General features: G+C 65.6%; 14 protein-coding genes. 9 read left to right on the top strand and 5 right to left on the bottom strand.

The window, feature by feature from the left end; translation table 11 throughout:
• Positions 1-2: 2 nt before the first annotated feature.
• Together ABZX86_RS04415 and ABZX86_RS04420 are read right to left on the bottom strand one after the other, a co-directional pair.
• The gene (locus tag ABZX86_RS04415) at positions 3-1,295 is read right to left on the bottom strand and encodes a DoxX family protein (protein ID WP_355121248.1); all 1,293 of its coding nucleotides are present in this window, start codon (positions 1,293-1,295) and stop codon (positions 3-5) included.
• A gap of 282 nt (positions 1,296-1,577) precedes the next feature.
• Positions 1,578-2,486 (bottom strand): hypothetical protein, encoded by a 909-nt coding sequence (locus tag ABZX86_RS04420; RefSeq protein WP_355119969.1) that lies wholly within the window; start codon positions 2,484-2,486, stop codon positions 1,578-1,580.
• Between the two features lie 144 nt (positions 2,487-2,630).
• Between ABZX86_RS04420 and ABZX86_RS04425 the strand changes: the two genes are divergently transcribed.
• A complete protein-coding gene (locus ABZX86_RS04425; RefSeq protein ID WP_355119971.1) occupies positions 2,631-3,014 on the top strand; it encodes a hypothetical protein in 384 nt (127 codons plus the stop codon).
• A gap of 10 nt (positions 3,015-3,024) precedes the next feature.
• Here ABZX86_RS04425 and ABZX86_RS04430 read toward each other — a convergent pair whose 3' ends face one another.
• Positions 3,025-4,152, bottom strand: a complete 1,128-nt coding sequence (locus ABZX86_RS04430; RefSeq protein WP_355119973.1) for an FAD-binding protein — start codon at positions 4,150-4,152, stop codon at positions 3,025-3,027.
• A gap of 92 nt (positions 4,153-4,244) precedes the next feature.
• Positions 4,245-4,841 carry a dihydrofolate reductase family protein gene (locus tag ABZX86_RS04435; RefSeq protein ID WP_355119975.1) on the bottom strand — a complete coding sequence of 199 codons (597 nt, stop codon included), beginning with the start codon at positions 4,839-4,841 and terminating at the stop codon, positions 4,245-4,247.
• 166 nt (positions 4,842-5,007) lie between these two features.
• Here ABZX86_RS04435 and ABZX86_RS04440 point away from each other — a divergent pair, with 166 nt between their 5' ends.
• Entirely contained in the window at positions 5,008-5,907 is a 900-nt protein-coding gene (locus ABZX86_RS04440; protein WP_355119977.1) for a Ku protein, read from the top strand.
• 56 nt (positions 5,908-5,963) lie between these two features.
• On the top strand, positions 5,964-6,539 hold the full coding sequence (locus ABZX86_RS04445) for a GNAT family N-acetyltransferase (protein ID WP_327145834.1): 576 nt from the start codon (positions 5,964-5,966) through the stop codon (positions 6,537-6,539).
• On the opposite strand, the gene ABZX86_RS04450 is transcribed toward ABZX86_RS04445, so the two are convergent.
• Positions 6,540-7,964 (bottom strand): amino acid permease, encoded by a 1,425-nt coding sequence (locus tag ABZX86_RS04450; RefSeq protein ID WP_355119979.1) that lies wholly within the window; start codon positions 7,962-7,964, stop codon positions 6,540-6,542.
• Positions 7,965-8,187: 223 nt separating this feature from the next.
• Here ABZX86_RS04450 and ABZX86_RS04455 point away from each other — a divergent pair, with 223 nt between their 5' ends.
• The 6 genes from ABZX86_RS04455 (at position 8,188) to ABZX86_RS04480 (ending at position 13,865) form a co-directional block, all read left to right on the top strand.
• Positions 8,188-8,664: a hypothetical protein gene (locus tag ABZX86_RS04455; RefSeq protein ID WP_355119981.1), complete on the top strand. Its 477-nt coding sequence runs from the start codon at positions 8,188-8,190 to the stop codon at positions 8,662-8,664.
• 189 nt (positions 8,665-8,853) lie between these two features.
• Positions 8,854-9,318, top strand: a complete 465-nt coding sequence (locus tag ABZX86_RS04460; protein ID WP_355119983.1) for an SRPBCC family protein — start codon at positions 8,854-8,856, stop codon at positions 9,316-9,318.
• 32 nt (positions 9,319-9,350) lie between these two features.
• On the top strand, positions 9,351-10,319 hold the full coding sequence (locus ABZX86_RS04465) for a hypothetical protein (RefSeq protein ID WP_355119984.1): 969 nt from the start codon (positions 9,351-9,353) through the stop codon (positions 10,317-10,319).
• Positions 10,316-11,413, top strand: coding sequence for an FAD-dependent oxidoreductase (locus tag ABZX86_RS04470; RefSeq protein ID WP_355119987.1), 1,098 nt, complete (start codon positions 10,316-10,318; stop codon positions 11,411-11,413). The genes ABZX86_RS04465 and ABZX86_RS04470 overlap by 4 nt, the downstream gene beginning before the upstream one ends.
• 17 nt (positions 11,414-11,430) lie before the next feature.
• Positions 11,431-13,224: a carbamoyltransferase C-terminal domain-containing protein gene (locus tag ABZX86_RS04475; protein ID WP_355119989.1), complete on the top strand. Its 1,794-nt coding sequence runs from the start codon at positions 11,431-11,433 to the stop codon at positions 13,222-13,224.
• Complete coding sequence (locus tag ABZX86_RS04480; protein WP_355119991.1) at positions 13,221-13,865, top strand: histidine phosphatase family protein; 645 nt, start codon at positions 13,221-13,223, stop codon at positions 13,863-13,865. The genes ABZX86_RS04475 and ABZX86_RS04480 overlap by 4 nt, the downstream gene beginning before the upstream one ends.
• The last annotated feature ends 313 nt before the right edge of the window (positions 13,866-14,178 follow it).

Genomic DNA, 14,178 nt, shown 5'->3' on the forward strand with positions numbered 1-14,178 from the left:
GCTCAACGGTTGTAGGGCTGCTCCTGGACCCAGCTGAAACCGCGGTCCACCAGGGGGAAGGATTTCGGGTCAAGCTGGGTGAAGCGGGCGTGGATGCGGTGGCCCGCATAGTCGTCGGCGTCGACGATCAGCTGGCCGGGGCCGGGCCACCAGTAGGTGAGGCGGACTCGGACCGGAGTTTCCGCGTAGGTGCCCAGGGCGATGCGGTTGTGCAGGTCGATGAAGTGGCGCTTGGGATCGATGGCGCCGCCGTACTCCTCGAAGGAGTCGTCCATGTGCTGAATGGTGAGCACCACCGGGTCGGAGACGTGGAAGGGACGGTCGACAACGATTCGGCGCCAGCGCAATTCGTCGGTGAGCAGCGGATCGCGGGCATAACCCTCCGATGAGAAGCCGACAACCTGATAGATGCCGTACAGCTCGGGGGTGGGGTGCGCCCACTGCCGCAGGTTCTGCGCACCGGTCACGGCGAGCACACTCAGACCCACCACCAGCTGCGCCACCAGCGCGATCCGATTGGCCCGTCCGGAGTCGAACAGGGGCACCGATCGAAGCGCCGGCGCGGCCCGATCGGAGAACAGCACCGCCAGCACCCGGCGCGCGCGGGGTGCGAGCAGGAACAGGCTCAGCAGCAGGAACTGTGAGGACACCGTCTTCAGGCGGACGTCGTAGGTCATGTTCAGCAGGAACACCTGGGTCATATCCACCGCGCACAGCAGCGCACCCGCCGCCGTCGCGCGCGGCACCAGCAGCAGCACGCCGGCCAGCAATTCCGCTGCGCCGAGCAGGATTTCGTACGGCTGCGACACACTGACCTGCGACCACAGCACACCCTCCGGGCTGAAATTGCCGAAGGGCTCCACCAGCCGGTTCAGCACGACCGGCATCTGCGTCGGAATCGCCTTGGCCATCCCGAAATAGAACATCGCGATGGCCAGGACGAACCGCAGATACAGCTGAGCCCACGCGAACAGGCGGGTGTACCGCGGCCGCCGCCGATCCAGCACCGACCACACCACCGTCGCCGCCGCGGCGACGACCACCAGGAGAAACAGTGCAGTCCACTGGAATGCGCTGTCACTGCCCACCTGCACACTGACCACGTGCAGACCCAGCACATGGGTGGCAGTCCACTCGATCGGCGGACGCGCGAGGTGCAGGATATTCAGCACCGAAGTCCAGCCCGACCGGATACCCAAGCCCGCCAGGAGGATCGGTAGCAGGCCGAGCACACCCGCCAGGCCGAACAGGCCGAAGTAGACGACGCCGAAGCGGAATCCGACGCGGGTCGGCAGATGCCAGGATTCCGCCTCGGATTCCCCGTTCGGTTGCGGAGCCGGATCTTCCCCCGAAGAGTCCGGCTCTGCTTCAACAGCTACCGATAGCAACTCGGACGCGTCGTCCGCAGTCCGTGGACATCGCACCGCGACAGATGCGCTGTGCGCATCGATATCTACCACCGGAACCTTCCCCCTTCGGGAACACAGCTCCCCGACGGTAGGGGTGGCGGCTTAACAGGGACCGGGTGGTTTCCTTAAAAGACAGCCCGGCCCGGAAACGATCGCCTCGATGCGGACTCAGTTGGCGGGCAATCTCTTTCGGGTCTGCTCCGCACGGCGCTCCAGACCCTCCAGATGCTGGCGGGCGCGGCGTAGGGCTTCACGGGTGGCACGTTCGGTGGCGGCCGTGAAACGGCGCTGGTCCTCGGCATGGGCCAGTTCGGCGCGCAGAGCGGTGATGCGGGATTCACGCTCGGTCAGGTCGGCGGCCGCGGTGTCGTGGTCGGATTGGGCGGAAGTCAGTGCGGTGCGGGCGGATTCGAGATCGGCGAGGGTTTGTTCGAGTTCGCGGCGTGCCTGCGCGTGCGGGTCGTGGGCGGGCTTCGCGGCACGCGGGGAGTCGCCGATTCGGCGAGAATCGGCTGTGGATTGCCGATTGCGTTGCGCTTCGGGCTTTTCCGAATCGGTGCCGCCTGATGTACTGGGCTGGGCAGCGGGGACAGCGACCAGACCGGCGGGGCCGAAGCCGTCGTAACTGGCTGCGGCAGTGAGGGTTCCGGCGCGAACCAGGTCGGCGACCTCCGGATCGGCGAGAGCCGCCTGCAGGGTGCTGCCGACGTCCCGCAGCACCGCTTCGCCGGGGCGCGGGCCGTGCACGGCGGCCAGATCCGCGGCCTTCCGCGTGAGAGTGCTGAGCAGCTGTTGCCGCTGGGTGGTGAGCGTGCGCAGCTGCTCGCCCGACAACCGGCGCTGGGCCTCGCGCAGTGCATCGCCGAGGTCGAGCAGGGCACGAATATCTTCGGGTGCGGCCCGGACCAGCAGATTCACCGCCCAGGCCGGCACGGTCGGCCGCCGCAACTTACCGATCGCGGCCGCCAGCACCCGGTCCCCGTCGTCGCGCGCCTGCCGCGCCCGCTCGGTGCGCACCGCCACGAACTCCGCGGGTGGCACCCCATAGAGCTCCGCCGCAACCTCCTCGAGCGTCATACCATCCAACCCTACGACCTCAGCTCGGATGGCGGTTTGCTCGGCGGTCACCCGACTGCCGTGTCCCGGATCGACGTAGCGGAGTCGGGATTGCGCGAGGAGACTGGGTGCGTAGCACTCGATTCTTCTTCAGGAGCAGATGCGATGGCAACCAATGGGCCTTTCGGGATCGATCCGGAAGATTTCGAACGTGCGCTGCGAGAGGCGGGGATCGATATTCGAGACCTGATCGGAAAGGCCGGGGAGTACATCGACCGGGCGGGCAGCAATCCCCTGGCGTCGCTGCTCGGTCAGTTCGTACAGCCCGAACGCACCCGCCCGCCGAAACCGGAGGGCGCGACCACCGGCGAGACCGGCAGCGGCGTGTGGGCGATCTTCACCATCGGCGACGACGGCGAGGCCCGCGTCGACCAGGTTTTCCCGAACGAACTCGAGGCCTTGCGCGCGCATCGCGACAATACCGACGATCGCCGCCGCGTCCGATTTCTGCCCTACGGCGTCCCGGCGAGCGTGCTGGACGCGAGCTGATCGCGGACGGCTAGATCGCTGACGTGACTTCGGGAATTGGTGGGTACGGCACACCACCGACCAGGTGCGCGCGGTCGTAGAGCTGTTCATTGGCCAGCACCATCTGCGCTGCGGTCTTGCTGCCCGGTGAGGCTGTACGCAGAAGCGCGAAAAGGACCGCGTCGGACGGGGCTCGGAGCATCGGCACCGGTCCAGGGGAAAAGCGTTTGATCAGGATGACGCCGCTGAGACCGATATCGGCCTCCGTGGTGCCGGACAGGGTCTGCTCGATGAACGCCGCGGCGTGCACGGCGGGAACGATGACCTGCCCCCACGGATGCGGACGATCCCACTCCCCCACCTCGATCATCTTGTCCACGTCCGGACGCAGGCGATCAGCGAATTCGACGAACGTGAGTTCCTCGACATCGATCGAGCACAGACCACGAGGCGGACGACTCTGGTCGTACACCACGGCTTTGAGCTCGAACACCGACGACTTCACCTGACCGGAGAGATGATCAGCACCGATCTTTTCCTGTGCGGCAATGAGTTCCGCCGCGGAGGCGTACTGCGCGCGGCACGAGAGCACGCGCTCCGGCGCAGCGATCAACCGCAGGGTCGCTGTGGTGATGATGCCGTGGCGTCCCATCCCCGAACGCAAGGCGTCGAAAAGCTGAGAGCGGTGTGTCGGCGAACAGGTGAGGATCTCACCCCTGGCCGTAACCGCCTCGAGCTCAATAACATTGGCGGCCTGTGTGCCGTGAATATGGGAAGCACCGCCGATACCGGCCGCTGACAGCGTCCCGCCGACGGTCAGATCGAGATAGTCAGGCAGCACCGGTGGCATACGCCCGCACGGCAGCGTGGCCTCGAGCACTCCACGCCACGTTGCGCCCGCGCCCACGACGATGTGGGTCGCACTCAACTCGTGCACTGTCGCCATACCGCGCATGTCCACTGCGACACCATCGGTCAACGACTCACCCCGTGAGGAATGCCCACAACCGCGCGCGACCACCTCGGTGGACGTGGTCGCGGCATCCCGAACAAGCGCAGCGACCTCGACAACAGAAGCGGGGCGCACAATCAACCGCGGAGCGCGACCGGCCAGACCGCCGAAATCTCGGATAGCACCGTGCCGATCGCCGTCTGTCACAGCCAGACTGTATCGAATTCGACTCCAGTGCCATCAGTTTCGCAGCCACTACGGCTACAACGCACGCGAGCCTTGTTGCCCGCACCGATCGATCAGCGCTGACTCAATCCCCCTATCCGTTGCGCCGCAAGGTGATTCACTTCGGGAGGCGGAAGCTCGTAGGTCAGCTTGACGATCTGCGAGAAGGTCTTGACGCCTGCGAGGGTCATCTTGGCGCCCTGCCCTTGCCGGAAGAACTGCTTGCCCGCACCGGCGATGAAGGGGAAGACGGTGAGGTCGATGACGTCGATCAGCCCCTCCCGCAGCAGGCTCTCCCCGAACCGGCCGTGGCCGAGAACCAGGAGGCTGCCGCCGTCTTGTTGTTTGAGACGGGCCACCTCGGCGACGGCTTCGCCTCGAACGATGACCGTGTTGTTCCAGCCGGCCCTCGCCAGCGTCGAGCTGAACACGTACTTCGGGATCGTCGTGAGCCGGTCGGCCCACATCGGCTTGTGGTCCGCGCGTCCGTCGTACAACTGCGCGAACGCCTCGTAGGTGGCGCGCCCGAACAGGATCGCATCGCAGGCCGCCAGCAGGCCCAGACCGTCCCGTAGATACGCGTCGTCCTGATACTCGGCCACTCCCATTCCGACGGGGTCTTCGATGACCCCATCCGCCGAGGCCAGGACATATTCGATCACTGTTCGCATGGCGCGCACCCTTCTGATTCGGTTACAGGTACCTACCAACGGCGACCCCCGAACTCATCGCGACGGTCGCGTGGGAGGGCGCCGACCCGGTGCAGTCGGCCACCCGAAACCCCAGGTCGGCGGTGCGTTAACCGCCTGGAGAGCCCGTCCGAAGTACGATCGGACCATGCGGTCCATTTGGAAGGGCTCCATCGCGTTCGGGTTGGTCAATGTCCCCGTGAAGGTCTATACGGCCACGGAGGACCATGACATCAAGTTCCATCAGGTGCATGCCGCTGATGGGGGGCGGATTCGGTACGAGCGGGTGTGCACGGTGGACGGGCAGCCGGTGCAGTTCGCGGATATCGATAAGGCGTACGAATCACCGGACGGTGATCGGGTGATTCTCACCGATGAGGATTTCGCGAAGCTGCCCGCGGCGGAAAAGCATGAAATACCGGTGTTGCAATTCGTGCCCGCCGAGCAGATCGATCCGATCTTCTTCGATAAGAGTTATTTCCTGGAACCCGATTCCAGTACGCCGAAAGCCTATGTGCTGCTGGCGAAAACGCTCGAGCAGACCGATCGGATCGCGCTGGTGCACTTCACGCTGCGCCAGAAGACCCGGCTGGGGGCGCTGCGAGTCCGCGACGGCGTGCTCGTCCTGCAGGCCATGCTGTGGCCCGATGAGGTGCGGTCGGTGGCCTTCGACAAGCTCGACGGGGTGGCGGATCCGCGGCCGCAGGAGCTGCAGATGGCCGAGACGCTCGTCGATACGCTGTCGGATGATTTCGATCCGGGCCTCTACGTCGACGAATACCAGATCGAGCTGAAGAAGCTGCTCGACGAGGCCATTGCCAGCGGTAGCAGTAAGGTCACGCGCGCACCGGAAGCGGCTGCGCCCGAGATGGACGCCGAGGTCGTGGACCTGGTCGCGGCGCTGCAGCGGAGTCTGGAAGCGTCGGGGCGGGGTACCGCCAAGAGCGGGGATGCTCCCAAAGCGGCGAAGGCCGCCGCACCGGCGAAGAAGACTGCCAAGAAGGCGGCGAAGAAGGCTCCGGCCAAGCAGGCTCGCAAAGGCGCCTAGGACCCGGTCCGGGCCGCACCGGGTCGCGGCAGCATCTACCTGGCAAACTGTCGGGTATGGAACCGGCCATAGCCATCGTCCCCATGGGACTCGGACATCTACGACAGGTACTCGATCTCGGCTACGAGGTGTTCGACACCTCCACCAAGCCCTACACGTCCTGGTCGCTCACCTCGGTGGCCGAGCATCTCGACAGCGCCGGCCGCTCCTGCTGGGTCGCGGTGGACTCCGATCGGGTGGTGGGATTCGTCCTCGGTTCGATGGAGTTCGAGCTGCGCGATGACTGGGCCTATCTGGAGTGGATCGCGGTCGCCCCCGATATGCAGGGCCGCGGTATCGCCGGGCGGCTCATGTCCGCCTGCTGCGACACCCTGTTCGAGCGCGGTGCGCGCCGGATCGTGACCGATGTGGAGATCCACAACACCGCCTCGGCCTCGCTGATGAAGCGCAACGGTTTCGCCGAGGGCACCACCGTCACGCTGTTCGTGCGGCCCAATCCGACCCCGAACGCCGAGGACGATCCGGCCGAGACCGAGAGCGACCAGGTCACGCTCATGCCCGGCACCAAGCGCGAGCTGATCCGCAAGGGCCGCATCGCCGGTGAGGGCGGCCGGGCGCGAATCAACCGCTGATCATTCGGCCTGCACCGCGGACTGCTCGAGCTTGGAGTGCTTGCGCGAATAGCCGAAGTACACGATCAGCCCGACCAGCAGCCACACCACGAACCGCACCCAGGTCTCCCACGGCAGCGACCAGATCAGATAGATCGAGAACCCGATCCCGACGACCGGCACCACCGGCATGAGCGGCAGCCGGAATTCGCGCGGCTCCTCGGGACGGGTGTAGCGCAGCACCATCACCGCGATGCTGACCACGATGAAGGCCATCAGAATACCGATATTGGTCAGCTCCGCAACGGTATTGATCGGCAGCAGACCCGCCAGGATCGCCGACCCGACGCCCACGATCCAGGTCACACGAGTCGGCACCCGCCGGGTGGGGTGCGTCTTGGCGAACCAGGCGGGCAGCAGGCCGTCGCGGCTCATGGCGTACCAGACGCGTGTGGTCGCCAGCATGAAGGCAAGCACCACGGTGGCGATACCGATAATGGCGCCGACGGCGATCACATTCGCAATACCCGGCAGCCCAACGGATTTGAAGGCGCTGGAGAAGCCGCTGGTCGGATTGATCTCGGTGTACTTCTGCATGCCGGTCAGAACCAGCGTCGCCAGCACGTAGAGCACCATGGCGATGGCCAGTGAATACAGGATCGCCTTGGGCAGTTGCTTTTTCGCCTCGGTGGACTCCTCGGCGGCGGTGCTCATGGCGTCGTAGCCGAAGACGGCGAAGAACACCGTCGCAGCGCCGGTCCACACCGCGGCATGACCGTACGGGAAGTAGGGCGTGTAATTGGCGCTGTTGATATGGAATACACCGAGTCCGATGATCAGCAGCACAACCGCGACTTTGACTCCCACGAAGAAGGTTTCGAATCGCCCGACGCTCTTGATGCCGCGCGTGAGCACCCACGCCGTGCCCAGGCAGAACACCACCGCGAAGACATCCACCACATGCCCGTCACCGGTCCCCGACGCACCGAGCATCCAGTGCGGCAACGTAAGTCCCATCTGATCGAGCAGGAAATTGAAGTACCCGGAGACGCCGATGGCGACCACCGCCGACACCGCCGTGTACTCCAGCAGCAGATCCCATCCGATGAACCAGCCGCCCAACTCCCCCAGCGCCACATAGCCATACGTGTAGGCCGACCCCGCCTTGGGCACCATGCCCGCGAATTCCGCATAGCACAGCGCCGCGCACGCACTGGCCAGTCCGGCGATGAGGAACGAGATCAGCACCGCGGGACCGGCGGTCTTGTTCGCCACCGATCCGGCCAGCGAGAAGATCCCCGCCCCGATGATCCCGCCGACACCGATCGCGGTCAGCTGCCACAGGCCCAGGTGTTTGGCCAGCCGTTGATCGGCGGGCGTATCGTCCTCGATCTCGCCCAGGGGTTTGCGACGCAGGATCTGGCTGCGCAACTCCGCGATCGACATACAGGCGCCCTTTCGTCCCACTGCGGCGCCATCGCGACGCAGTTCTGACTCGAGATCACCCCATACGATCACGATCGCGCACGATTCGTCCGTTAATCCGGCCCCTGTTATCGCACGGAAAAGTGAAAACAACCCTGGTCACTAACAGCCGGAGTCCATGGCAGGAGATTGGTGAAAAACCCGTGGCGGCGGATCTGTCGGACCCTCTGCCTAGGGTGGCCGCATGACCGATGCCACTATGACCGCCATCGATGACGCCGTAACCCTTGGGCGGCAAGGAAATACCGAGCAGGCTCGGGAAGCTCTTGCCGCGCTGTGGAATTCGATCGGCGCCGATGGCGATCCGTTGCATCGCTGCATCCTGGGGCACTACATGGCCGACCTGCACGATCATGCGGCCGACGCGCTCACGTGGGATGTTCGCGCATTGGATGCCGCCGAGGCGCTCACCGACGAGCGCACCCAAAGGCTGGACGCCTCGCTCACCGTCCGCGGCTTCTACCCGTCACTACACCTCAACCTCGCCGACAACTATCGCCGTCTGGGCGCATTCGATACTGCGCACCGGCATTTGGACGCGGCGCGCGCACGACTCGACGCACTGAGCGAGGACGCCTACGGCGATGTGGTCCGGGCGGGCATATCGCACGTGGAAACAGCACTTGCCGAGGGCTCCACCGATCGGCTGCCGACGCACTGATATTGCGGCACAGGCGAAATCGGCCTTCGCTGCCATAAAAAGCTCTCGTAGGAGTCTACGAAATGCCGGTCCCGGTCCACCGGCGTTTTCATGCCTTCCATGCCTGGCTGACGCCACCCGCTTCGCTGTGTACTTCTGACACAAGTGGCAACGAAGCAAGGGATTTCCCTTGTCCGACAAGGAGTTCTCGTGGCGATCCAGCGCAAGCACACGATGTACCACTCGACGATCATCGACGCGGATCCGGATGCGGTCTGGGCGGTGGTCCGCGACGCCCTGCGGGTGGTGTCGATCGTGTCCGGCGATGCGGCGAAGGATGTGCACTGGGCCGAAGGCGGTGCGCCCGAGCGGGTTCCGTCGCTGTACAACTTCACGCTGGTGTTCAGCGACGGCCTGGTGCAGCAGGAGGTGGCCGGACGCAATGAGGTGGAGCGGTCGCAGACCTACCGATCCATCGTGCCGACCATGGGCGTGGACCGCTATCTGGCCACCATTCACGTCCGGCCGATCACCAATGATCCGAATCGCAGCTTCTTCGATTGGTCGCGGGAGCTGACGATCGCCGAGGACGCCGAACCCGAGGTCGTCGAGACGATCATCGCCATGATGGCCGGGCAGGCCGATTCCATTCGCGACTTCTTCGCGCAGCAGTAGCAGCAGCACCTCACCGCATGAAGGAGAAGACCGTGACTGAGACATTGCCCGCTCGGCAGCTCGAAATCGCCTGGCCCGACTTGGATATCACCGTCACCGCGGACCTCGACGGCCGCAATGGCGAGCTGGCCGATGCGCTGTGGGAAGCACTGCCCTACCGGAGTCTGCAGGGACACGCGCTGGTGGCGGGCAGCCACCTGTATCACGTGGCGCCGATCCCCTCGCTGCTCCATCTGCCCGCATCGACCAGAATCGCCGATCGGCGAGACGCGCCCGACGGCACCGTATTCTGTTCCGCGCTACAGCATGTGGGCATCAAGTACGGCCCATTGAGCGAACCGATGGCCGCGTCTCCGGTCGGCCGGATCCGATCGGAAGATATGTCCGCGCTGCGCGAAGCGGGCCAGGCGATCTGGGATTCGGTCTATTCGACGAAGCAGCCCATCCTGGCGGAGGTCCGCCGGGCGGGCACGGCGGGCGGCCACCGCATTCCTCATCTGACCGCCGCCGATCCCGATGCGAACCGACTGATCCACGATGTGTACACCGAGACCGAGCGGATCTGGCTGTCCGAACCGGCCGAACTGGTCGATCTGCACCAGGGGCGAATCCCTTCCGGTGCAGGGAGTTTCGACACAGTGCTGCCCACCCTGCTGTTCGTCAACGGTGAGACGCGACCGCTGGGGTACGCCACCTACGGCGGCCTGGTCCGGGCCGCCGTCGCAGACATGCCGATGGATTCGCTGCACCAGATGGCGCGCCTGCTGATCGGCATCCCGGCCGAGTTTCTGGGCTACTGCGGTCTGGAAACCCTGTGGTCCTTCACCCAGAGCTTCCTGGCCTGCCTCGACCAGCTCGACCGCGACGATTTCCTGGCCGTGGTCAGCCAACTGGCCCTCTACGTCAACTGCCTGGGCGGCTGGAACCTGCACCTGTTCCCGTGGGACGCCGGCGACCGACTGCGCCAGCAGCGCCCCGCCGAAGTGGGTCAGCAGTCATGAGCGGTCTGCCCGAACGCACGGACGCCCTCGTCATCGGCGGCGGCGTCATCGGCACCTCGATCGCATGCCATCTCGCCGAGTCCGGCGTCCGCACAGTGCTTTTGGAGCGTGACGCACTCGGATCGGGCGCGTCCGGATCCACCGCGGGCGTGGTGCGCACCTACTTTCCCGGCGATGCCCGCACCGGCAGCCTCGCCGTCCGCAGCCTGGCGGCGTATCACGACCTCGCCGCGCGCACCGGGACAACCCTGGGCCTGCGGCGGGTCGGCTTCCTGGTGCTGTTCACCGAGGACCGGCAGGTGACGGACTTCCGACAAGACCGCGCCGCCCAGCACGCCGCGGGAGTGGACGTCGAGCTGGTGACCGCATCCGAAGCGGCGCAACTCAATCCGCTCCTCGACGAGCGCACCATTGTGGCGGCGGCCTGGTCGCCCGAGGCCTATGCCTGCGATCCCGCCGCGATCGTGCACGGCTACGCCACCGCCGCCCGGGATGCCGGCGCGCTGCTGCGCACGCAAACCCCCGTCACCGGTATCGACCCCGATGGGCAGGTCCGCACGTCAGAGGGCAACATTCGCGCCGAAACCATCATCTGCGCGGCGGGCCCCTGGTCACGATCGGTAGCCGATATGGCCGGGGTCCGACTCCCCGTGACCACGTATCCGATCGAATTGCTCCTCACCGACGCGCCCGCCCCGCTCACCACGCTGCCGATGACCCTGCATCCCTCGAGCCTGCGCATTCGCACCTGGCACGACCGCATCCTCATTGGGATGGGCCGCCCCGGCCCGGGCGAATCACGGCAGGCCTGGCTCGATCGGCTGTCACAGCAACTCGGCACCACCTACCCCGCTCTCGCCGGCGCGCGGATCGAGCGCGGCTGGAGCGGAGATTTCGACGGCAGTCCGGACGGGTCGGCATTCATCGGCCGAGATCCCACCCGCCCCTTCCTCTACGCGGCAGGGTTCTCCGGCCATGGTCTGTGCCAAGCACCCGCGGCCGGTGAGATCGTCCGAGATCTCCTGGCCGACAAGCGAACCTGGATCGACACCGCAGCACTGGCCACCGATCGCTGCCCTGTCGAAGCCGTGTAGCGGGAAAGGAAATTGTCATGATTGTCTTGGGCTGCAACGGTTTCACCCGTGTCTCGGCGGTCTTCGCCGAGCATTTCGGTGCGGTCGGCACCGATCGGCACTACCTCCTCGGCCATGACGCCGGTGCCGCACTGCTGGTGGACGGCCGGCTGGTCGCCGCAGTGGAGGAGGAGCGGCTCAACCGCGAGAAGAAGACCACCGCCTTCCCGATCAACTCGGTGACATGGTGTCTCGACCAGGCAGGAGTGCAATTCTCCGATATCGACCTGATTGCCATCCCCTGGAATTTCTCGGCCGAAGTTCTGGACCGGATGGTGCAGGACATCACCGCCGCGCCGATGCCGGCCTCGGCGAAAATGGCGCTGCTGGACAGTATCGGCACGCTGTTCACCGAGGTCGTCAGCCACGAGGCGATCCTGGCCGACTTCGCCGCCCGCACCGGCTTCACCCCCGATCCGGACAAGGTGGAGTTCGTTCCACACCACCTCGCGCACGCGATGACCGGCTACTACCTGTCGGGGATGAAGGACAGCGCGTTCCTCATCAGTGATGGTCGCGCAGAGGTGTTTTCATCGCTGATGGGCGAGATTCGCGATGGCCGCATCCGCGTCTTCGACGAGTCCACTATCGGCGCGGAATTCTCGATCGGCCTGCTGTTCGGCGCGATCACACGATTCCTGGGCTTCGTGCCCAATAACGATGAGTACAAGGTGATGGGCCTGTCCGGATACGCCGAGCCCCCGTCGCCGAACCCGTTCGTCGAGCACTTCGTCCACTTGCACGAGGACGGGCGCTACACCTTCGACAGACCCCTTCAGACGGACAATCCGCGCAGCCTCGAGCCGCTCTTCGAGGAGTACTTCGGTCCCGCGCAGGACACCGTCGCGTACAAGTCCCGGGTGGCCGCCGCGGCGCAGGAGATGCTGGCCGTTGTCACGAACCACCAGCTCCGGGCGCTGGAAGCCAAGTCGGATCTGAACCACCTGTTGTTCGAGGGCGGCGTTGCGCTGAACTGCCTCAACAACACTCCGCTGTTCGAGGGTTCGAGATTCGACGATATGGATGTGAGTTTCGGCGCAAGTGATACCGGCATCGTCGTCGGCGCAGCGGTCCGCGCGTGGCTCGATCACGACGCCGCCGAGGCGAAGCTCGCACCACACGTAACTCCTTATCTCGGACCGGAATTCGACGACGCGACGATCGAGCAAGCCCTGCGGGAGTTCGGCGATCGCGTGGGCTGGACCAGGCTCATCGAGGCCGAGATCATCGATCAGGTGTCGAAACTACTGACTGAAAAGGTGGTCATCGGCTGGTTCGAGGGCCGCCTCGAGCACGGCCCCAGGGCATTGGGACACCGCAGCATCCTGGCGAATCCGACGTTCCCCGATATCAAGGACGTCATCAATACCAGGGTCAAACACCGGGAACCGTTCCGCCCGTTCGCACCCCTGGTGCTGGAGGCGGACGCGTCGAAGGTCTTCGAGATGGGCCGCAAAACCCGTTCGCCGTACATGACTTTCGTCTTCCCGGTGCGACCGGAATTCCACGACGTGATCCCGGGTGCGACCCATGTGGACGGCACCTCCCGGGTGCAGACGATCACCGATCGCGACACCCCGCGACTGGCGGAACTCTTGCGCCGGTTCACCGCACTGACCGACGTCCCGTGCCTGATCAATACCTCGTTCAATGTGGCGGGCGAGCCGATCGTCTGCACCCCGGCCGACGCGCTGAACTGCTTCCTCGGCACCGAGATCGATTACCTCGTGCTCGGCAACCACCTCGTCACGAAGGCCACCCCGGCCGTATGACACTCGGACTCGACCCGGGCACTCCCACGACGCTTGTTCTGCTGCGGCACGGCGAGACCGCACTGACACCCGGCAAACGGCTCTCGGGCAGCGGCGGCTCCGACCCTGCCCTGTCCGAGACCGGGCGACGGCAAGCAGAGAACGTCGCACAGAGGCTCGCGACCCACGGCACCGTGCAGGCAGTGGTGTCCTCGCCGCTGCGCCGGTGCCGCCAGACCGCCGAGGCGGCAGCGCGGCGACTCGGCCTGGAGATCCAGGTCGAGGAAGGGCTGCGCGAGGCGGATTTCGGCAGCTGGGAAGGCCTCACCTTCGCCGAGGTCCGCAAGCGCTACCCCGACGAACTGGCGGCATGGCGAAAGTCCCCGACGGCGGTGCCGGGCGGCACGGGCGAATCGTTCGAGGTCGTGACACGCCGTGTCCTACTCTCGCGCGACAAGCTGCTGGCGCAGCACGCCGGGCGCACGGTGCTGATCGTCTCGCACATCGCACCCCTGCGGACGCTGATCCGGCTGGCGCTGGGCGCACCGCACGATTCACTGTTCCGGATGGAGCTGGCGGCAGCCTCGGTCTCGGAGGTCGCGTATTACAGTGCGGGGAACCCCGCACTGCGATTGCTGAACGACACATCACATCTGCGCTGAGCCCGTTGTATCGCAACGGCGCGTTTACCGTGAGAAACATTGCCGCCATATCCATTTGTGCGATAAACCAATGCATTTGGACGCCGGAGCTCGGTTTGTCGCACATTCCTACAAAGCGTCGGCGGTACCCGCACGTCAGCTTGACCGATGGTCCCGCACCGACGTAGTTTCGAGTGAAACGACTCGTGAGCTGCCGGAAGGAGACGAAGTCGTATGCCGAGCCTCTCCGACCTGCGTCGCCTCGCTCACCGCACCGCCTGGATTCCGGGCCGGGTAGCGCACGGCTGCTGAGCAGCCCCTTCCCGGTGTGCCC

Origin of the sequence: Nocardia sp. NPDC006630, assembly GCF_040611495.1 — a bacterium.
In the GTDB taxonomy this organism is placed as follows: domain Bacteria; phylum Actinomycetota; class Actinomycetes; order Mycobacteriales; family Mycobacteriaceae; genus Nocardia.

What these genes read in the sequence shown, in the direction of transcription:
- ABZX86_RS04420 (WP_355119969.1), bottom strand. Translation starts at nt 2,486, where the DNA reads ATGACGCTCGAGGAGGTTGCGGCGGAGCTCTATGGGGTGCCACCCGCG.
- ABZX86_RS04425 (WP_355119971.1), top strand. Translation starts at nt 2,631, where the DNA reads ATGGCAACCAATGGGCCTTTCGGGATCGATCCGGAAGATTTCGAACGT.
- ABZX86_RS04435 (WP_355119975.1), bottom strand. Translation starts at nt 4,841, where the DNA reads ATGCGAACAGTGATCGAATATGTCCTGGCCTCGGCGGATGGGGTCATC.
- ABZX86_RS04440 (WP_355119977.1), top strand. Translation starts at nt 5,008, where the DNA reads ATGCGGTCCATTTGGAAGGGCTCCATCGCGTTCGGGTTGGTCAATGTC.
- ABZX86_RS04445 (WP_327145834.1), top strand. Translation starts at nt 5,964, where the DNA reads ATGGAACCGGCCATAGCCATCGTCCCCATGGGACTCGGACATCTACGA.
- ABZX86_RS04450 (WP_355119979.1), bottom strand. Translation starts at nt 7,964, where the DNA reads ATGTCGATCGCGGAGTTGCGCAGCCAGATCCTGCGTCGCAAACCCCTG.
- ABZX86_RS04455 (WP_355119981.1), top strand. Translation starts at nt 8,188, where the DNA reads ATGACCGATGCCACTATGACCGCCATCGATGACGCCGTAACCCTTGGG.
- ABZX86_RS04470 (WP_355119987.1), top strand. Translation starts at nt 10,316, where the DNA reads ATGAGCGGTCTGCCCGAACGCACGGACGCCCTCGTCATCGGCGGCGGC.
- ABZX86_RS04475 (WP_355119989.1), top strand. Translation starts at nt 11,431, where the DNA reads ATGATTGTCTTGGGCTGCAACGGTTTCACCCGTGTCTCGGCGGTCTTC.
- ABZX86_RS04480 (WP_355119991.1), top strand. Translation starts at nt 13,221, where the DNA reads ATGACACTCGGACTCGACCCGGGCACTCCCACGACGCTTGTTCTGCTG.